The organism is Rathayibacter festucae DSM 15932, from assembly GCF_004011135.1.
Lineage (GTDB): Bacteria > Actinomycetota > Actinomycetes > Actinomycetales > Microbacteriaceae > Rathayibacter > Rathayibacter festucae.
Genome location: NZ_CP028137.1, coordinates 2,977,471 through 2,997,579, shown reverse-complemented (window position 1 = coordinate 2,997,579; position 20,109 = coordinate 2,977,471). Strand labels below are relative to the sequence as shown.

Sequence of the window (20,109 nt, the reverse complement as noted above, 5' to 3'; positions counted from 1 at the left end):
CCGTCCTCTTGACAGCCCTATTACTTCTGCCGTAGAACTAACGCATGCAGCGCAGCACCGCATTGACGAGCACCCCCGAGTCCCTCGGATCCGCCGCCGACCGCGTCCTCCACCTCCGCAGCGGAGGAACGAGCGTGGTCGTCGACGCCCGCACCGCCGCCTTCCCGGCGATCGTGCACTGGGGCGCCGACCTCGGCCATCTTTCCGCCGCTGAACTATCGGCGCTCGCCGCGGCCGCCGTGCCGCAGCGCGTCTCCGGCGGCCTCGACGCCCCGGCCCCGTTCGGCCTCGTCGCCGTCGAGGCGGACGGCTGGCAGCACGCGCCGACCCTCGAGGGCACGCACGAGCGCGAGACCGCGAGCGAGCGCTTCGTCGTCGAGAGCCTCGAGAGCCTCGGCGCCGCCCTCCGCGTCGTCGCCGTCGGCGCCCGCCTGCGCGTCACGATCGACGTCGAGGTCGACGGCGCCGGACTGCTCACCCAGCGCGCCCGCGTCGAGAACCTCGACGAGCGCCCCTTCCGCCTCGAGCGCCTCGACCTCGGCTTCCCCCTCCCCGCGACCGCCCGCGAGATCCTGGACACCACCGGCCACCACCTCCGCGAGCGCCACCCCCAGCGCCGCCCGCTCACCATCGGCGAGCACACCCGCAGCACGCGCCGCGGGCGTCCCGGCGCCGACGCGACGCTCCTCCTCGCCGTCGGCACTCCGGGCTTCGGCTGGGAGCGCGGGCTCGTGCACGGCGTGCACCTCGGCTGGAGCGGCAACGCCGCGATCCGCGCCGAGCGCACCGTCGAGGGCGTCTCGCTGGTCGCGACCGGCGAGCTGCTCCGGCCGGCCGAGATCGAGCTCGCGCAGGGCGAGAGCTACGAGACGCCGATCGCCTACGGCTCCTGGGGCGACGGGCTGAGCGCCCTGCAGGCCCGGTTCCACGCGTCGCTCCGGGCCCGCGCGCAGCACCCCGTCACTCCGCGGCCCGTCACCCTCAACACCTGGGAGGCCGTCTACTTCGACCACGACCTCGCCGGCCTCACGGCGCTCGCCGAGAGCGCCGCGCGGATCGGGGTGGAGCGGTTCGTGCTCGACGACGGCTGGTTCCTCGGCCGGCGCGACGACACGACCAGCCTCGGCGACTGGACCGTCGACCCGGACGTCTGGCCGCGCGGCCTCTCGCCGATCATCGAGGCGGTCACCGGCCTGGGGATGCAGTTCGGGCTCTGGGTCGAGCCCGAGATGATCAGCCCCGACTCCGAGCTCGCCCGCGCGCACCCGGAGTGGATCCTCGGCCCGGCCGGGCACCTCCCGCACTCGGCGCGCCAGCAGCAGGTCCTCGACCTCTCCCAGCGCGGCGCGTACGAGCACGTGCTCGCCGCGCTCGACGCGCTGGTGACGGAGTACCCGATCGCGTACCTCAAGTGGGACCACAACCGCGACCTGATCGAGGCGGTCTCGCCCGCCACCGGCCGCGCGGCCGTGCACGAGAACGTCCTCGCGCTCTACCGGCTGCTCGACGAGCTCCGCGCCCGGCACCCCGGCCTCGAGATCGAGTCCTGCGCGTCCGGCGGCTCCCGCGTCGACCTCGGGATCCTCGCCCGCACCGACCGCATCTGGACCAGCGACTGCAACGACCCGCTCGAGCGGCAGACCATCCAGCCGTACACCCAGCTGGTCGTCCCGCCCGAGCTGATGGGGCAGCACATCGGACCGCCGCAGGCGCACTCCACCCAGCGCACGCACTCGCTCGCGTTCCGCGCCGGCACCGCGCTGACCGGCCACCTCGGCATCGAGTGGGACGTCTCGGCCCTCGAGCCCGCCGTGGAGGAGGAGCTGACCCGCTGGGTCGCCTTCCACCGCGAGCACCGCGACCTGCTGCACAGCGGCACCGTCGTCCGCGCCGACCTCGCCGACGACGCGGCCTCGCTCTCCGGAGTCGTCGCCGCCGACCGCGCGTCCGCCCTCTTCGTCCTCGCCCAGCTCCGCACGGGGGAGAGCTACCCGCCCGGGCGGCTCACCCTCCCGGGACTCGATCCCGACACCGCCTACGCCGTCCGACTCGCCCCGGTGTCCGCACCGCTCGGCGGGCCCGGCCAGTCGCCCCTCGACTGGACCCTCCACGACACCGTCCTCACCGGCCGCGTCCTCGCGACGGTCGGCCTGCAGACCCCCGTCCTGAACCCGGAGTCCCTCGTCGTCCTGACCGCCACCGCCGTCGAGTAGCCCCGCCGCTCGAGCGGCCCGTTCCGCTCCTTGCTGATCGAGCAGCCCGCTCCGCGGGCCGCCTTCGCCGATCCTGCGACCCGCTCCGCGGTCCGCACCCCTCTTGCTGATCGAGTAGCCCGCTCCGCGGGCGTATCGAGATCCACCGTCCTGCAGGCGCGCGGTCTCGATACGCCGCTCCGCGGCTACTCGACCAGCAAGAGGGTGCCGCTCCGCGGGCCGCACCCGCTTTTTTCCTCGGGCCGCACCCGCTTTCTTGCTGATCGAGCAGCCCGCTCCGCGGCCCCCCTCTTGCTGATCGAGTAGCCCGCTCCGCGGGCGTATCGAGATCCACCGTCCTGCAGTCCCTCACCCCCCCCGCGCAAGGAGGCGCCCCACCCATGACCCCTCGCCACGTCCCCCCGCCCGGCGCCCTGTCCCGGCGCCTCTTCCTCTCGGCCGCCGCGTCCGCCGCCTCGATCGCCGCCCTCGCCTCCTGCGCCTCGCCCGGCGCGGAGAGCGGCGTCACCACGCTCGACTTCTTCCAGTTCAAGGCCGAGGCCGTCGAGGACTTCGCCCGGATCATCGCGCAGTTCGAGGCCGCCAACCCCGACATCCGCGTGATCGCCAACAACGTCCCCGACCCGGACACCGCCCTGCGCACGCTGCTCGTGAAGGACAAGATCCCCGACGTCCTCACCCTCAACGGCTCCGGCTACTACGCCGATCTCGCCAAGGCCGGCGTCTTCCACGACTTCACCGGCGACGAGCTCGTCGAGCGGGTGAATCCGGCGGCGCTCGAGATCATCGACGCCCTCGGCAGCTTCAACGGCGAGGAGATCAACGCCCTCGCGTTCGCCAACAACGCCGACGGCATCCTCTACAACCGCACGATCTTCGCCGACAACGGCATCGAGGTGCCGACCACCTGGGACGAGCTGGTCGCCGTCTGCGACACCCTCGTCGCCGCGGGCGTCACCCCGTTCTACGGCGCGCTGCTCGACAACTGGACCGGCGCCCCGGCCTTCAACGCCCTGGCCGGCCAGCTGCAGCCGGAGGGCTTCTTCGACGCGATGCGCGCCGAGGGAGCCGACCTCGGCCCCGACTCGCCCGTCTCGTTCTCCAAGGATTACGCGCTGGCGATGGAGCGCCTCGGGCAGCTCTTCTCCTACACCCAGGAGGGCTCCTTCGGCCGCGGCTACGACGACGGCAACCAGGCCTTCGCGGCCGGCGAGGCCGCGATGTACCCGCAGGGCATCTGGGCGATCAACCCGGTCCGCACCAACAACCCCGACATCGACCTCGGCGTCTTCCCCTACCCCGTGCTCGACGACCCCGCCGACACGCAGGTCACCTCCGGAGTCGACGTCGCCGTAGCGATCGGCCGCGGCACCCCGAAGCTGGAGGCCGCCCGCCGCTTCGTCGCCTTCCTGCTCGACCCCGCCGTGGTCGAGCCCTACGTGCAGAGCCAGGCCGCGTTCTCCCCGCTCGTCGGCGCCGCCCCCAACAGCGACCCGACGCTCGCCGAGCTGCAGCCCTACTTCGAGCAGGGCCGCCTGATCGGCTTCGTCGACCACCAGATCCCCGCGAGCATCCCGCTCAACCCCACCCTCCAGGCGTTCCTCGCCAGTGGAGACGCGGACGCCGCGCTCCGCACCCTCGACAGTGAGTGGCGCAAGGTCGCGGCACGCACGACCCGGAAGTGAGCAGGACATGACCACGACCACCACGGCGGCGCCCCAGACGCCGGCCACCACGCCTCCGGTCGCCCCGCGCAAGCGGACCCTCGGCCGCACCTCGAAGACCTTCTACTGGATGACGGTCCCCGCCGTCCTGCTCTTCTTCGTCCTGCACACCGTGCCGGTCCTCACCGGCATCTTCTTCAGCTTCACGAACTACGCCGGCTACGGCTCGTGGGACCTGATCGGCTTCTCCAACTACCTGGCCCTGCTCCAGGACGACCGGGTCTGGAAGGCCTACGGCTTCACCTTCGGCTTCGCGATCGTGGCGACGATCCTGGTCAATGTGATCTCGCTCGGGATCGCCATCGCCCTGAACGCGAAGATCAAGTTCCAGACGGCCTTCCGCGGGATCTACTTCATCCCCTACGTGCTCTCGACCCTGGTCATCGGCTACGTCTTCCAGTACCTCTTCGCGAACTCGCTCCCGCAGATCGTCGGAGCGATCCCGGTGCTCGGCGAGAACATCCTCGCCAACGCCGACTGGGCCTGGGTCGCGATCGTGATCCTGGCGGTCTGGCAGGCGTCGGCCTTCTCGATCATCATCTACCTCGCCGGCCTGCAGACCATTCCGGGGGAGCTCTACGAGGCGACCTCGCTCGACGGAGCGACGCCCTGGCGGCAGTTCACCTCGATCACCTTCCCGCTGATCGCCTCCTTCTTCACGATCAACATGGTCCTGTCGATGAAGAACTTCCTCCAGGTCTTCGACCACATCGTCGCCCTCACCAACGGCGGGCCGGGCACCTCCACCGAGTCGATCACGCTGCTGATCTACCGCGGCGGCTTCCAGGGCGGCGAGTACGCCTATCAGACGGCCAACGCCGTCCTCTACTTCCTCATCATCATCGTGGTCTCGCTGATCCAGTTCCGAGTCCTCAGCCGCAGAGAGGCGTCCTTCTGATGACCGCGACCATCACCCCCACCACCGCCATCGCCCTCGGCGAGCCGCAGGACGGCAAGCGCCCGCGCCGCCCCTCCCGCGACTCCTACCGGATCAACTGGTGGGCCACCGCGCTCATCGCGGTCTGCTCGCTGACGATCCTGCTGCCGCTCTACTTCGCCGTCGTCACGGCGCTGAAGACCCCGGACCAGCTCGGCGGCACCGGCTTCGAGCTGCCGACCTCGATCTCCTGGGAGAACTTCGCCACGGCCTGGCAGGCGACCCGCTTCCCGCAGGCCTTCGTCAACACCGCGCTGATCACGGTGGGGGCGGTCGCGCTGACGCTCTTCTCGAACTCGATGGTCGCCTACGCGGTGGCCCGCAATCTCGACAAGCCGTTCTTCAAGGGCGTCTACTTCTATCTGCTCGCCGCGGTCTTCGTGCCGTTCCCGATCATCATGCTGCCGGTGGTGAAGGAGACGGCACTGCTGGGCCTCGACAACCAGGTCGGGCTGATCCTGCTCTACGCCGTCTTCGGCCTCTCGATCAACACCTTCATCTACACGGCCTTCATCCGCTCGATCCCGATCGAGCTCGAGGAGGCGGCCCGCACCGACGGCGCCTCGACCTGGCGCACCTACTGGCAGATCATCTTCCCGCTGCTCGGACCGATGAACGCCACCGTCGGCATCCTCACCTGCGTCTGGGCCTGGAACGACTTCATCCTGCCGCTGGTGGTGCTCTCCGACCCGTCGGCCCGCACGCTGCCGCTCGCGGAGTACGTCTTCCAGGGGCAGTTCAACACCAACTACACCGTCGCCTTCGCCTCGTACCTGATGGCGATGGCCCCGCTGCTGATCGTCTACCTCTTCGCCCAGCGCTGGGTCGTCAGCGGCGTGATGCGCGGCTCGATCAAGTAGGACGCCCGAGCGCGTCCTGCACGAATGAGGCCGAGCGGCCGGAATCGTCGAGATCCGGCCGCTCGGCCTTCTTCGTGCGCCCTGTCAGTCGGAGGCCGGCGGAGCGACGCCGATGATGCGGTCGTCGTCCGCCCCCGGCGACCCGCGCCCGTCCGTGTTGCTCGTCACGAACCACAAGGAACCGTCCGGCGCCGCGACCGCGTCCCGCAGCCGTCCGTACTCGCCCACGGCGTAGTCGGTCGAGGCCGACGGATCCGCGACCGGCACCGCGCGCAGCACCTCGCCGCGCAGGTTCGCCAAGTAGAGCACGCCGTCCAGCTCGGTCATCCCGCTCGGGCTGGCCGCGCCGGGCTCCCACTGCTGCACCGGATCGACGAAGCCGTCCTCGTCGGCGATCCCCTCGACCTCGGGCCAGCCGTAGTTCGCGCCCGGCTCGATCACGTTCAGCTCGTCCCAGGTGTCCTGCCCGAACTCGCTCGCGAAGAGCGTGCCGTCCTCCGACCAGGCGAGGCCCTGCGGATTGCGGTGCCCGCTGCTCCAGACCAGCGATCCCGGGTAGGGGTTGTCGTCGGGCACGGCGCCGTCGAGCGTCATCCGGAGGATCTTGCCCGAGAGCTCACCCAGGTCCTGCGCCGCCTCGCGCCGCCCGGCGTCGCCGACGGTCGCGTAGAGCATGCCGTCGGGGCCGATCGCGATCCGTCCGCCGTCGTGGGTGCGCGCCGCCGGGACGCCGTCGAGGATCGTCTCCGGCTCGCTGAGCGCGTACGCACCGGCCTCGCCCTCGAGCGCGAACCGCTGGATCCGGTTGCCGTCGGCCGCGGTCGAGTAGGCGAACAGGGTCCGGCCGTCGACGGCGAGCCCGAGCAGCCCGCTCTCGCCTTCGGCGACCACGCCGTCGACGACGCCCACCTCGCGGGTGCTGCCGTCCGCCGCGAGCTCGAGCACCCGTCCGCTGTCGCGCTCGCTGACGAGCGCCGTGCCGTCGTCGACGAACACGACCGACCACGGCGCCTCGAGCCCCTCCGCGACGCTGCTCGCGCCGACGAGCTCGCGCGCATCGGGGCCGGGAGCGGCCGGAGTCGTGCTGCAGGAGGCGAGCCCCAGGCCGAGCGCGAGCGTCGCGCCGACGAGGGCCGAGCGGAGGACGGGACCGGTCATCCCCCCAGGCTGCCCGCTCAACCTTCGAGAACTCTCACTTTCATGCTGGTCGAGTGGCCCCGAAGGGGCGTATCGAGACCCGCGCTCCGCCGGACGGTGGCCGCATGATCGCCCCGATCCGCCGCCACCGCCAGCACCCCGGCGAATCCCGCGCACCCCCACCGCATGTCGGACCCGCGGCGTAGCGTTGCAGAGGTGATGCGCCCCCAGATCAGCACCCTCGGCCAGCTGCGCGCCTCCGGGCACGCGCAGAAGACCCTCCGCACCGAGATCCGCGACAACCTCCTCGACGCCCTCCGCGAGGGCCGCGACCCCTGGCCCGGCCTGCACGGCTTCCAGGACACCGTCATCCCCCAGGTCGAGCGGGCGGTGATCGCCGGACACGACATCGTGCTCCTCGGCGAGCGCGGCCAGGGCAAGACCCGCCTCCTCCGCACGCTCAACGGCCTGCTCGACGAGTGGACCCCCGTCATCGAGGGCTCCGAGCTCGGCGAGCACCCCTACGAGCCGATCACCTCGATCAGCAGGCGCCGGGCGGACGAGCTCGGCGACGAGCTGCCCGTCGCCTGGCGCAGCCGCGAGGAGCGCTACGTCGAGAAGCTGGCCACGCCGGACACGAGCGTCGCCGACCTCATCGGCGACGTCGACCCGATGAAGGTGGCCGAGGGCCGCAGCCTCGGCGACCCGGAGACCATCCACTTCGGCCTCATCCCGCGCAGCCACCGCGGCATCGTCGCGATCAACGAGCTGCCCGACCTCGCCGAGCGCATCCAGGTCGCGATGCTCAACGTGATGGAGGAGCGCGACATCCAGATCCGCGGCTACGTCCTGCGGCTCCCGCTCGACGTCCTCGTCGTCGCCAGCGCCAACCCCGAGGACTACACGAACCGCGGCCGGATCATCACCCCGCTGAAGGACCGCTTCGGCGCCGAGATCCGCACCCACTACCCGACCGCGCTCGTCGACGAGGTCGCCGTGATCCGCCAGGAGGCCGACCTCGTCGCCACCGTCCCGGACGCGCTGATCGAGATCCTCGCCCGCTTCACCCGGGCCCTGCGCGAGTCGTCCTCGGTCGACCAGCGCAGCGGCGTCAGCGCCCGCTTCGCCATCGCCGGCGCCGAGACCATCGCCGCCGCCGCGCTGCACCGGGCCACCCGGCGCGGTGAGGAGGAGGCGGTCGCCCGCCCGATCGACCTCGAGACCGCGGTCGACGTCCTCGGCGGCAAGATCGAGTTCGAGTCGGGCGAGGAGGGCCGCGAGGACGAGATCCTCGACCACCTCCTCCGCCAGGCCACCGCCGAGACGGTCCGCGCGCACCTCCGCGGGCTGGACCTCACCCCGCTCGTCACCGCCGTCGAGAACGGCGCGATGATCACCACTGGCGAGCAGGTGACGGCCGAGGAGTTCCTCGCGGCCCTGCCCGTCCTCGGCGAGTCGACCCTCTACGACGACATCGCCGACCGCCTCGAGGCCGTCGGCGCCGGCCGCCGTGCGGGCGCCGTCGAGCTCGCCCTCGAGGGCCTCTACCTCTCGCGCAAGCTCAGCAAGGAGACGGGCGGGGGCGAGGCCGTCTATGGCTGAGCCGCTGGTCATCGGAGGGCCGCTGCCCGCCGGACGCCCGGTGCCCGGAGGGCGCTCCCGTGCCTAGGGGCAACCGCCGGCTCGGGCGCGACGCCCGCTACTCCCGCTACGACGGCGGTCCCGATCCGCTCGCCCCGCCCGTCGACCTGGCCGAGGCGCTCGACGCCATCGGCGAGGACGTCATGGCCGGCACCTCGCCCGAGCGCGCCATGCGCGAGTTCCTCCGCCGCGGCGGCCGCGACGGCCAGGGTCTCGACGACCTCGCCGCCCGGGTCGCCGAGCGCAGGCGCGAGCTGACCCAGAAGCACGGCCTCGACGGCACCCTCCGCGAGGTCCGCGAGCTGCTCGACCGCGCCGTCCTGGCGGAGCGCAAGCAGCTCGCCCGCGACACGCAGATGGACGACGGCGACCGCGCCCTCGCCGAGATCCAGCTCGACAGCCTGCCGCCCTCGCCCGCCGCCGCAGTGTCCGAGCTCTCGGACTACCGCTGGCAGAGCCCGGAGGCCCGCGCCGACTTCGAGAAGATCAAGGAGCTGCTCGGCGCCGAGATGCTCGAGCAGCGCTTCGAGGGCATGAAGCAGGCCCTGCAGAACGCGAGCGACGAGGACCGCGCGGCGATCGACGCGATGCTCCGCGACCTCAACCAGCTCCTCGAGGCGCACGCCCGCGGCGAGGACACCCCCGAGCAGTTCGACGCCTTCATGGCGCAGCACGGCGAGTACTTCCCCGAGCGGCCCGAGACCGTCGATGAGCTGATCGACGCCCTGGCCGCCCGCGCCGCCGCGGCTCAGCGGATGCGCAACTCGATGACCCAGCAGCAGCGCGACGAGCTCGACGCCCTCGCCCAGCAGGCCTTCGGCACGCCGGAGCTGATGCAGTCGCTCGGTCAGCTGGACGAGACCCTGCGGGGCCTGCGGCCCGGCGAGGACTGGGGCGGCTCCGAGCGGATGGACGGCGAGCAGGGCCTCGGCCTCGGCGACGGCACCGGCGTCTTCCAGGAGCTCGCCGACCTCGACGCGCTCGCCGACCAGCTCGCGCAGCCGCACGAGCGCTCGAACCTCGACGACCTCGACCTCGACCTGCTGGCCCGCCGCCTCGGCGACGACGCGGCGGTCGACGCGCAGACCCTCAAGCGCCTCGAGAAGGCGCTGCGCGACTCCGGGACCCTGCGCCGCGGCTCGGACGGCGCGCTCACCCTCACTCCCAAGGCCATGCGCCAGCTCGGCAAGGCGCTGCTGCGCGACATCGCGGACACGATCTCCGGCCGGCAGGGCGCGCGCGACGTGCGCCGGGCGGGCGCGGCGGGCGAGCGCTCCGGCGCGACCCGGCAGTGGGAGTTCGGCGACACCGAGGCCTGGGACGTCACCCGCACCCTCACCAACGCGCTGACCAGGACCGCGGGCGACGGCCGGGAGACCGGCTCCGGCGTCCGGATCGAGATCGGCGACGTCGAGGTGCAGGAGACGGAGGCGCGGACCCAGGCCTGCGTCGCCCTCCTCGTCGACACGTCGTTCTCGATGGCGATGGACGGCCGCTGGGTGCCGATGAAGCGCACCGCGCTCGCCCTGCACACCCTGATCTCGAGCCGGTTCCGCGGCGACGAGCTGCAGCTGATCGCGTTCGGCCGCCAGGCCGAGGTGATGGACGTCGAGCAGCTCGTCGGCCTCGACGCGGAGTGGGAGAAGGGCACGAACCTGCACCACGCCCTGCTGCTCGCCAACCGGCACTTCCGCAAGCACCCGAGTGCGCAGCCGGTGCTGCTGATCGTCACCGACGGCGAGCCGACCGCGCACCTCGAGCCGGACGGGCAGATCCACTTCGACTACCCGCCGGACCCGGTGACCGTCGCCGTCTCCGTTCGCGAGCTCGACGCCTCCACCCGCCTCGGCGCGCACACCACGTTCTTCCGGCTCGGCGACGACCCGGGGCTCGCCCGCTTCATCGACTCGCTGGCGCGGCGCGTCGGCGGCTCGGTCGTGAACCCCGACGCGGACGACCTCGGTGCGGCCGTCGTGTCGTCGTACCTCGGTGCGCGCGGGGCGGCTCCAGGCGGACGCCCGCCCGGCGACGAGCTGTTCGGCCGCGGCTGGGGCTTCTAGCGGGTCGGGTGTCCGGTCGCCCGGTGCTCCCGGGCGCCCGGATCGCCGTCCGCGGCTAGAACAGCGGCCACGGCACGGCGGGCATGCTGCCGCGCGGTGCCGGGAAGCGACCGGAGGAGCGGAGCCGGTCGCAGCGCTTCGCGAACGTCGCGATCTCCTCGTCCAGCAGCAGCTCGGACAGCGCCGCGCCGAGCGGCCCGTCGATCGCCGAGCGCAGCCGCTGCAGCGCCGCGAGCTCGTCGCCGGTCAGCGGTTCGCCGACCCAGCCCCAGAGCACCGTCCGCAGCTTGTGCTCCACGTGGAAGGTCAGCCCGTGGTCGACGCCGTAGCGGTGGCCGCCCGGCATCTCGAGCACGTGACCGCCCTTGCGGTCCGCGTTGTTGACCACGACGTCGAAGACGGCCATCCGCCGCAGCGCCGCCGAGTCCTCGTGCACGAGCGAGATGTCGCGGTCCTCGGCGTCGCTGCCGTCGAGGACGTGCCGCCAGCCCTCGGGCACCGCGTCGGCCGGCACCAGGTCGACGGCGTCCTGCTCCGGATCGATGTCCTGCCAGAGCTGCACCATGCCGATGCCCAGCGGTCCCTCGCGGAGCCAGGTGCGCGGCACGACGTTCCAGCCCAGCGCCTCGGAGGCGAGGTAGGCCGAGACCTCGCGGCCCGCGAGCTGCCCGTCCGGGAAGTCCCAGAGCGGCTTCTCCCCGGCGACCGGCTTGTAGACGACGGAGGTGCCGCCGATGCTGCCGAGGAACGTCGCGTTCGAGGCGACCGTGATCCGGCCGGTCAGCTCCAGCTCGCCGCTCTGCAGCTCGGAGTCGGCGGGCAGCTCGATGGCCGGCTGCTCGGCGCTCTGCTGCTCGTGCTCGGCGGACGGCTCGGACGCGTCGGTCATGTCAGCGGGCAGTCGTGCCCGTCGGGGTCCATCGGCTCGCCGCAGCGCGGGCAGAGCGGGCGGCCGGCGCCGACGATCTCGAGCGTGCGCTTGGCGAAAGCACGAGCGGTGCCGACGGGAATGCGCACCTGCAGCATCTCGTCGGGCAGCGTGGGGGAGTCGTCGATGCTGAGGTCGTCCTCGTCGTCGCCCTCGACCACCGGGTAGGCCTCGATGACGACCTGCGCCGTCGACGGGTCCCAGCCGAGGCTGAGGCTGCCGACGCGGAACTCGGCCGCGACCGGCTGGTCGAGCGGCTCGTTGTCGACGAGCTCGGGAGGCGTGCCGGGCGGCACGCTCGCCGGGTTGCCCTCCGCCGACATCAGCTGGTCGAGGATCTCGTCGATCTTCTCCGCGAGCAGCGCCGACTGCTGCTTCTCCAGCCCGACGCTGACGACGCGCGGCCCGGTCCGGGCCTGCAGGTAGAAGGAGCGGGAGCCGGGGGAGCCGATCGTCCCCACGACCACGCGGTCCGGCCAGTCGAATCCGTGCACGATGGGCATGCCCCCAGTCTACGAGCGCCCGCCTGACCCACCCCTGCACGCGAAGGAGACGCCCTTGCGGGCGCCGCCCCTTCGCACTGATCGAGCAGCCCGCGCAGCGGGCCCCCCATGCTGATCGAGTAGCCCACGCAGTGGGCCCCCCATGCTGATCGAGTAGCCCACGCAGTGGGCCCCCCATGCTGATCGAGTAGCCCACGCAGTGGGTGCCCCATGCTGATCGAGTAGCCCACGCAGTGGGCGTATCGAGATCCACGTCCGCCGGCGTTCGGTCTCGATACGCCGCTCCGCGCCTACTCGACCAGCATGTGCCTGCGCCGCTCATGCCATTGCTGCTCGAGCAGCCTTCGCAGTGGCACCTGCATGCTGATCGAGTAGCCCACGCAGTGGGCGTATCGAGATCCACCCCGCCCACCATCAGCTGAGAGTGGTGTCCCTCCCCCCACAGCCGAGGCCCACCCGCCTCAGCTGATGTTGTGCGCCGCTACTCGTGCCCCGCCCCGCCGCCGACCGGCGCCTCGGCCTCCGCCGGCGCCGGCGCCCGCAGCCAGCCCAGGTCGCCGGCCTCCGTGTTCATCGCGATCACGTCCGGCCGCCCGGCGCCGTAGCGGATGATCGACACCGACGCCGGCCCGACCGACAGCCGCTGGAAGAGATCGAGGTGCATGCCGAGCGCGTCGGCCAGCACCGCCTTGATGATGTCGCCGTGGCTGACCGCCGCCCACACCGCGTTCGCCCCGTGCTCCGCCGCGACCGCCGCGTCGTGCCGCCGGATCGCGGCGACCGAGCGCGCCTGCATCCCCGCGAGCCCCTCACCCCCCGGGAACACCGCCGCCGACGGCTGGTTCTGCACCACCGACCACATCGGCTCCTTCGCGAGGTCCCGGAGCGAGCGCCCCTGCCACTCGCCGTAGTCGCACTCCGTGATCCCCTTCTCGATCGGCGTCGCGGGCGAGCCGTCCTGCCGCTCGAGCAGGTACCGCGCCGTCTGCCGGCACCGCTCGAGCGGACTCGACACGACCGCGGCGAGCGGGACCGCGGCGAGCCGCTCCCCGGTGCGCGCGGCCTGCGTGCGTCCGACGTCGTCGAGCCGGACCCCGGCGGTGCGTCCGGCGAGGATCCCGGCGGTGTTGGCCGTGGTGCGCCCGTGACGGACGAGAAGGAGCGTGGGCATGCGGCTCAGCCTAGACACGCCCCCTCCGCCCCTCCTCCGCGCGGCCCGCCCCACCTCCGGCTCGCCATCCCACCTCCGGCTCGCCGAATCCGCCGATTCCCGCGAGCCGGAGTCGAATCGACGAGCCGGAGGTGCCGAGCCCTGACCTCCGGCTCGCGGTTCCACTCCCGGCTCGCGGATTCAGCCAGTTTCCGCGAGCCGGAGTCGAATCGACGAGCCGGAGGTCCCGCGAGCCACCTCCGGCTCGCAAGTCGATCCCGGGCACGCAGAACTCGTCGATCTCCGCGAGCCGGAGTCGAATCGACGAGCCGGAGGTGCCGAGCCCTGACCTCCGGCTCGCGGTTCCACTTCCGGCTCGCGGAATACGCCCGCTCGAGCGAGCCGAGCGTGCTTCGACGAGCCCGGGGTCATCCGCCCGGCTGCCCGCCCGCTCCTCCCCGCGACTGATGCCGCGCGGCCCGCCCCTCGCTACCGTGGAGGAGCGGCCGCCCACCGCGGCCCCGAGGACACATGCACCGAAGGGACTCCCATGGACGGGACGAACGGCACGACGCCGACCGGCACCCCGCAGCACGCGACCGACTCCCCGCAGGACGGCGTCGATCGGCACGACCCGACCGTGGCCGTCGCGAGCCCGAGCACCGCGACCCCGGCCACCGCGACCCCCGCCCCCGCCTGGGCCGCCCCGGACGCCACCGGCCGCCAGGACGAGATCGCCCTCCGCATCCGCGGCCTCCGCAAGCGCTTCGGCGACAAGGAGGCCGTCGCCGGCATCGACCTCGACGTGCCGGCCGGCTCCTTCTTCGGCCTCGTCGGCCCCAACGGCGCCGGCAAGACGACCACCCTCTCGATGGCGACCGCCCTGCTCCGCCCCGACGCGGGCACCGTCACCATCCACGACGTCGACGTCTGGCAGGACACCCTCGAGGCCAAGCGGCTGATCGGCGTGCTCGCCGACGGCGTCAAGCTCTTCGACCGCCTCACCGGCCTGCAGCTGATCACCTACTACGGCCTGCTCTGCGGCATCGACCGCCCGACCGTCCTCGAGCGCGCCGACGACCTGCTCGCCCTGCTCGGCCTCGACCCCGCCGACCGCACCCTCGTCGTCGACTACTCCGCCGGCATGACCAAGAAGATCGCGCTCGCCTGCGCCCTGGTCCGCGCCCCGCGCCTGCTGGTCCTCGACGAGCCCTTCGAGTCCGTCGACCCCGTCTCGGCCGCGAACATCCGCGACATCCTGACCGGCTACGTCGCCTCCGGCGGCACCGTCATCGTCTCCAGCCACTCCATGGACCTCGTCGAGCGGATGTGCGACCGCGTCGCCGTCATCGCCGACGGCCGGGTCCTCGCCGCCGGAACGCTCGAGGAGGTCCGCGCCGGCTCCAGCCTCGAGGAGCGCTTCGTCGACCTCGTCGGCGGCCGCACCCACCAGGAGGGCCCGGCATGGTTGCGCATCTCCTGAGGCTGCGCCTGCTGCTGCTGCGCAACACGCTCACCCGCAACGTCTGGCAGCTGATCGGCGTGATCTTCGGCGGGCTCTACGCGGTCGGCGTGCTCGGCCTGGTGGTCGTCGGGCTGATCGCGCTCGGCGCCTCCGACCCGGCGTTCGCGAACGTCGCCCTGATCCTCGGCGGCTCGGCGCTGCTGCTGGGCTGGGTGCTCGGCCCGATCTTCGTCTCCGGCTCGGACCAGAGCCTGGACCTGCCGACCCTGGCGACCTTCCCGATCCCGCTCCGGACGCTGATGCTCGGCCTCGCCGCCGCGGGCCTCGCGGGCTTCCCCGGGATCGTCACCTCGCTGGGCGCGCTCGTCTCCGCGGCGGCCTGGTGGAGCAACCCCGTCGGCATCCTGCCCGGCCTCGTCTCGGCGGTCATCGGCGTCGCCACCTGCGTGGTCGCCTCGCGCCTCATCGGCGCCCTGACCACGGGCCTCGGCTCGAGCCGCCGCTACCGCGAGGTGATCGGCGGCGTCGTCCTGGTCGTCGTGATCCTGCTCGGGCCGCTGTTCATCGGACTGACGAACGTGATCAGCGACGGCCTCGACACGCTCCCCGTCGTCGCCTCCGCCCTCGGCTGGTCGCCGCTCGGCGCGATCTGGGGCGTCCCCGGCGCGATCGTCGCGGGCGAGTGGGCGGTCGCCCTCGGCCGCTTCGCGATCGGCGTCGCCACGCTCGCCGCCGTCGTCTGGCTCTGGGCCCGGGCGCTGCGGCACGCGCTGGCCGAGCCGGCCGCGTCCTCCTCCCAGGCCGCCTCGGGCGCGCAGGGCATCGGCCTCCTCGGCCGCTTCCCCGGCACCCCGACCGGAGCGATCGCCGCGCGCGCCCTCGGCTACTGGTGGCGCGACCCGCGCTACAGCCGCGGACTGCTGGTGATCCCCGCGGTCGTCGTGCTGGCCGTCTTCTACAGCGCGCTGCAGGGCGGCGGCTCGACGCTGGTCGTCCTCTCCTCCCTCTTCATCGCGCTGATCTTCGGCGTGACCCTCTGCGCCGACGTCTCCTACGACGGCACCGCCTGGGCCGCGCACGTCAGCTCCGGAGTCGCCGGCTCGGCCGACCGCGCCGGCCGCGTCATCGCCGCCGGCCTCATCGGCGTGCCGGCCGTGCTGATCGTCACCGTCGGCACCTGCCTCTACGCGGGTCGGCCGGAGTCGATCCCCGCGGTCCTCGGGATGTCGCTCGCCCTGGTGCTCAGCGGCTTCGGCGTCTCGAGCGTCGCGTCCGCGCTCGTCGTCTACCCCGTGCCGGCCCCCGGCGACAGCCCGCTGAAGACCCCGCCCGGCTCCGGGATGATCTCGAGCGTCGTGATGCTCGGCAGCATGGGCGCGACTGTGGTGCTGTCGCTGCCCTCGCTGATCCTCGGCACGATCTCGCTGGTCGGCGGCAGCCTCGGCTTCGGTCTCGGCGCGCTCGCCGCCGCCCTAGTGGTCGGCACGGTGCTCGCCCTGGTCGGCGTCCGCGTCGGCGGCCGCATCCTCGACCGCCGCGCCCCGGAGCTGCTCTCCGCCCTGGTGACGATCGGCTGACCCGCGCGCCCTGCCGCCGCCCACCCCGTCCCCACACCCCGTCCCCCCACCCGCACCCCTCTCCCCACTCTCCAAAAGTTGCGGTAGTCGCGCCCGACTACCGCAACTTCTGGAGGTTCGCGAAGCCCGGCGGGCGCCCGGGACCGCGGGGACGCGTCGAGTACGCAGTAGTTGCGGTACTCGGCGCCGACTACCGCAACTTCTGGAGAGTCGCGCGGCTGCGGGGACGGACGGACCGCCCCGACCCTCTCGCCCTCCGGAAGTCGTCGTACTCGCGCGCCCAGTACGACGACTTCCGAGCACCCGCCGACCTTCCGAGGCCCGCGCGCTGCGAGTCGGTGGAGTACGCGAAAGTTGCGGTACTCGCCGTCGACTACCGCAACTTCTGGAGGGTCGCGCGTCCGCGGGCACGGACGGACGGCCGCGGCCCTCCCGCCCTCCAGAAGCTGTCGTACTCGCGCGCCCAGTACGACGACTTCTGCGCACTCGCCGACCTCCCGAGGCCCGCGCGCTGCGAGTCGGTGGAGTACTCGAAAGTTGCGGTACTCGCCGCCGACTACCGCAACTTCCGGAGGGTCGCGAAGCCCGGCGGGCGCCCGGGACCGCGGGGACGCGTCGAGTACGCGGTAGTTGCGGTACTCGGCGTCGACTACCGCAACTTCTGGAGGGTCGCGCGGGCGCGGACCGGGCGAGGGGCCGAGAGCGGCCCGGTCGGCGCGGCAGGATGGGGGCATGCGCAGCCTCGAAGTCCTCCTCGACCCGGAGTCGGAGGCCCGGATCCGCGGCCAGTGGGAGGCGCTCGAGGCGGCCGGCATCCCGAGCCTCGCGCTGCACACCTCCGCCAGCAACCGCCCGCACCTCACCCTCCTCGCCGGCCCCGAGCTGACCCCGCCGCCGCCCGGCGCGCTCGGCGAGCTCCCGGCGACCGTTGAGCTCGGCGCCGTGCTGCTGTTCCCGCACGCCGACCGCTTCGTGCTCGCCTGGGGAGCCGTCCGCTCGCCCGCCTTCGACGCCCTGCACGCCCGCGCGACCGAGCTGATGCCCGGCGCCGTGCCCACCTCGCTGCCCGAGTCCTGGACCCCGCACATCAGCGTCTCCCGCCGCCTCCGCGCCGAGCAGCTCGCCCAGGCCGTCCCGCTCCTCGGCGAGCCCTTCCCCGTCGGCCTCGCGAGCATCCGCTTCTGGGACGGCGACACCAAGACCATCACCGACCTCTGACACCGCCGCCTTCACGTCGGCCCGTCTCTCCTCCACCCGCCTCCGGCTCGTGATTCCGCTTCCGGCTCGCGGAATCGACCGGTTTCTGCGTGCCCGAGGTGTTCCCGCGCGCCGGAGGTCCGTCGGCTGCATCTCCGGCTCGTGATCCCGGCTCCGGCTCGTGGATCCGGCTGGATTCCGCGTGCCAGGGATGTCTCCGCGAGCCGAGGAACCTGCCGTTGATGTCTGGCTCGTGGTTCCGGCTCCGGCTCGTGGATTCGGTCGGTTTCTGCGTGCCCGAGGTGATTCCGCGAGCCGGAGGGGCTTTCCCCGCACGGCCGGCTCGCGATTCCACCTTCGGCTCGTGAGATCGGCGGATTCCGGCGAGCCGGGGATCGTCCCGCGAGCCGGAGGCACTCCGGCCGCCGCCACTCCACCGCACCCGCCCCTCCTCCCCAGCCCCGCACCTGCCGCGACCCTCCCCAGAACGCCGCTCGCCCGGGGCCGCGTCGGAGGCGGCGGGTAGAGTTCCACGGGTGACTGAGCCGACCGCGACCGCCCTCTCGACCGCCGAGCGCCCCACCGCGGACGCCCCGGCCGGCTCCTCCGCCGCGGCCCAGGAGATCCTCGAGCGGGTCTTCGGCTACGGCTCGTTCCGCGGCGAGCAGCAGGCCATCGTCGAGCAGGTCATCGGCGGCGGCGATGCGGTCGTGCTGATGCCCACGGGCGGCGGCAAGTCGCTCTGCTACCAGATCCCCTCGATCGTCCGGCCGGGCACCGGCGTCGTCGTCTCGCCGCTGATCGCCCTGATGCAGGACCAGGTCGACGCCCTGCGCGCGAACGGCGTCCGCGCCGAGTTCCTCAACTCCACCCAGGACATGGGCGAGCGCCAGCGCGTCGAGCGCGCCTACCTCGACGGCGAGCTCGACCTCCTCTACGTCGCCCCCGAGCGCCTCGGCAACGAGGGCACCAAGCAGTTCCTCGCCCGCGGCCGCATCGCACTGTTCGCCATCGACGAGGCGCACTGCGTGAGCCAGTGGGGCCACGACTTCCGTCCCGACTACCTCGCCCTCGGCGAGCTGGCCGAGCGCTGGCCCGACGTCCCGCGCATCGCCCTCACGGCGACCGCCACCGAGGCGACCCACCGCGAGATCACCACCCGCCTGCACCTCGGCGCGGCCCGCCATTTCATCTCCAGCTTCGACCGCCCGAACATCCAGTACCGCATCGTCAACAAGGTCGAGCCGCGCAAGCAGCTGATCGACTTCCTCAAGCGCGAGCACGCCGACGACGCGGGCATCGTCTACGCGCTCTCCCGCAAGAGCGTGGAGGCGACGGCCGAGGCCCTGCGCGCCGCAGGCTTCGACGCGGTCGCGTATCACGCGGGTCTCGACGCCCGGGTCCGGGCCGCCGCGCAGTCGCGCTTCCTCCGCGAGGAGGGCGTCATCGTCTGCGCCACCATCGCCTTCGGCATGGGCATCGACAAGCCGGACGTCCGCTTCGTGGCGCACATCGACCTGCCGAAGTCGGTCGAGGGCTACTACCAGGAGACGGGTCGCGCCGGCCGCGACGGCCTGCCCTCCACCGCCTGGCTCGCCTACGGCCTGCAGGACGTCGTCCAGCAGCGCCGGATGATCGACGAGTCCCCGGGCGACCTCGCGCACCGGCGGCGGATGTCCGCGCACCTCGACGCGATGCTCGCCCTCTCCGAGACGGTGCAGTGCCGCCGGATGAACCTCCTCGCCTACTTCGGCCAGGAGAGCACCCCCTGCGGCAACTGCGACACCTGCCTCGAGCCGCCCGCCTCGTGGGACGGCACGGTCGCCGCGCAGAAGTTCCTCTCGACGGTGGTCCGGCTCAAGCGCGAGCGCAACCAGCAGTTCGGCGCCGGCCACATCATCGACATCCTCCGCGGCAAGACCACCCCGCGGACGACCCAGCACAAGCACGACTCGATCGCCACCTGGGGGATCGGCGTCGACCTCAGCGACACCCAGTGGCGCGGAGTCGCTCGCCAGCTCCTCGCGCAGAGCCTGCTCGGCGTGAACGACGACGGCTTCGGCACGCTCGTGCTCACTCCCGAGTCGGCCTCGGTGCTGAGCGGCGAGCGCAAGGTCGAGCTCCGGCAGGAGCCCGAGCGCCCCGCACGCTCGAGCGGCTCGTCGCGCTCCGGCCGCTCCACCGTCTCCGACCTCTCGGCCGAGGCGCAGCCCCTGTTCGAGCGGCTCCGGGAGTGGCGCGTCGCTCAGGCCCGTGCGCAGTCGGTCCCGGCCTACGTCGTCTTCAACGACGCGACGCTCCGCGAGATCGCCACGGTCGAGCCGACCACGATCGACGCCCTCAGCGTCATCGGCGGCGTCGGCCAGAAGAAGCTGATCACCTACGGCGCGGCGGTGCTCGCCGTCGTCGCAGGCGAGACGCCCGAGATCGCCGAGCCCGACGCGAACCAGGAGCCGGCCCCGGCGCGCCGCCAGCCCGCGGCGCGGTCGACGGCCGGCCGGTCGTCCGGCGCCCGCCCGTCCTTCGGCGGCGAGCGCTCCGGCCCGCCCGTCTCCTCCGCCCCGCCGGAGGACGACTGGGTCCCGCCGGAGGAGCCCGACGAGGACCCCGGCTGGGACACCTACTGAGCCCGCCGCGGCGCTGAGCCCGAGGCGGAGCTGAGCCCGCGGCGGCGCTGAGCTCGCGGTGGGCCTGAGCCCGCGGCGCGGCTGAGTCGG

At 72.8% G+C, this 20,109-nt stretch carries 14 protein-coding genes; 10 read left to right on the top strand and 4 right to left on the bottom strand.

Translation table 11 applies throughout. The annotated features are described in order from the left end of the window. Positions 1–44 precede the first annotated feature (44 nt). From C1I64_RS13805 to C1I64_RS13790, 4 genes are all read left to right on the top strand, one after another. Positions 45–2,213: an alpha-galactosidase gene (locus C1I64_RS13805; RefSeq protein WP_127887582.1), complete on the top strand. Its 2,169-nt coding sequence runs from the start codon at positions 45–47 to the stop codon at positions 2,211–2,213. 380 nt (positions 2,214–2,593) lie between these two features. Then, complete coding sequence (locus C1I64_RS13800; protein ID WP_127887581.1) at positions 2,594–3,898, top strand: ABC transporter substrate-binding protein; 1,305 nt, start codon at positions 2,594–2,596, stop codon at positions 3,896–3,898. Between the two features lie 7 nt (positions 3,899–3,905). Beyond that, positions 3,906–4,835, top strand: a complete 930-nt coding sequence (locus C1I64_RS13795; RefSeq protein ID WP_127887580.1) for a carbohydrate ABC transporter permease — start codon at positions 3,906–3,908, stop codon at positions 4,833–4,835. Then, positions 4,835–5,734, top strand: coding sequence for a carbohydrate ABC transporter permease (locus C1I64_RS13790; RefSeq protein ID WP_127887579.1), 900 nt, complete (start codon positions 4,835–4,837; stop codon positions 5,732–5,734). The genes C1I64_RS13795 and C1I64_RS13790 overlap by 1 nt, the downstream gene beginning before the upstream one ends. An 84-nt stretch (positions 5,735–5,818) precedes the next feature. On the opposite strand, the gene C1I64_RS13785 is transcribed toward C1I64_RS13790, so the two are convergent. Further along, positions 5,819–6,892: a PQQ-dependent sugar dehydrogenase gene (locus C1I64_RS13785; RefSeq protein WP_127887578.1), complete on the bottom strand. Its 1,074-nt coding sequence runs from the start codon at positions 6,890–6,892 to the stop codon at positions 5,819–5,821. Positions 6,893–7,090: 198 nt separating this feature from the next. Between C1I64_RS13785 and C1I64_RS13780 the strand changes: the two genes are divergently transcribed. Further along, positions 7,091–8,473, top strand: coding sequence for a magnesium chelatase ATPase subunit I (locus C1I64_RS13780; RefSeq protein WP_123705554.1), 1,383 nt, complete (start codon positions 7,091–7,093; stop codon positions 8,471–8,473). Positions 8,474–8,532: 59 nt separating this feature from the next. Continuing rightward, a complete protein-coding gene (locus tag C1I64_RS13775; RefSeq protein ID WP_127887577.1) occupies positions 8,533–10,572 on the top strand; it encodes a vWA domain-containing protein in 2,040 nt (679 codons plus the stop codon). Positions 10,573–10,627: 55 nt separating this feature from the next. Here the strand turns inward: C1I64_RS13775 and C1I64_RS13770 are convergent, their stop codons facing one another. From C1I64_RS13770 to C1I64_RS13760, 3 genes are all read right to left on the bottom strand, one after another. Then, on the bottom strand, positions 10,628–11,395 hold the full coding sequence (locus tag C1I64_RS13770) for an SCO1664 family protein (RefSeq protein ID WP_208645191.1): 768 nt from the start codon (positions 11,393–11,395) through the stop codon (positions 10,628–10,630). A gap of 62 nt (positions 11,396–11,457) precedes the next feature. Next, positions 11,458–12,003, bottom strand: a complete 546-nt coding sequence (locus tag C1I64_RS13765) for a DUF3090 domain-containing protein (RefSeq protein WP_123732666.1) — start codon at positions 12,001–12,003, stop codon at positions 11,458–11,460. A 481-nt stretch (positions 12,004–12,484) separates the two neighbouring features. Then, complete coding sequence (locus C1I64_RS13760) at positions 12,485–13,174, bottom strand: histidine phosphatase family protein (protein WP_127887575.1); 690 nt, start codon at positions 13,172–13,174, stop codon at positions 12,485–12,487. 529 nt (positions 13,175–13,703) lie between these two features. Between C1I64_RS13760 and C1I64_RS13755 the strand changes: the two genes are divergently transcribed. The 4 genes from C1I64_RS13755 to recQ all read left to right on the top strand — a co-directional run bounded on the left by C1I64_RS13755 (position 13,704) and on the right by recQ (position 20,019). Continuing rightward, complete coding sequence (locus C1I64_RS13755) at positions 13,704–14,636, top strand: ABC transporter ATP-binding protein (RefSeq protein ID WP_127887574.1); 933 nt, start codon at positions 13,704–13,706, stop codon at positions 14,634–14,636. Beyond that, a complete protein-coding gene (locus tag C1I64_RS13750) occupies positions 14,618–16,195 on the top strand; it encodes a transporter (protein ID WP_127887573.1) in 1,578 nt (525 codons plus the stop codon). Before C1I64_RS13755 ends, C1I64_RS13750 begins: the two co-directional genes overlap by 19 nt. 732 nt (positions 16,196–16,927) lie before the next feature. Beyond that, the gene (locus tag C1I64_RS13745; protein WP_127887572.1) at positions 16,928–17,413 is read left to right on the top strand and encodes a 2'-5' RNA ligase family protein; all 486 of its coding nucleotides are present in this window, start codon (positions 16,928–16,930) and stop codon (positions 17,411–17,413) included. 356 nt (positions 17,414–17,769) lie between these two features. After that, on the top strand, positions 17,770–20,019 hold the full coding sequence (gene recQ / locus C1I64_RS13740) for a DNA helicase RecQ (RefSeq protein WP_425272936.1): 2,250 nt from the start codon (positions 17,770–17,772) through the stop codon (positions 20,017–20,019). Positions 20,020–20,109: the final 90 nt, after the last annotated feature.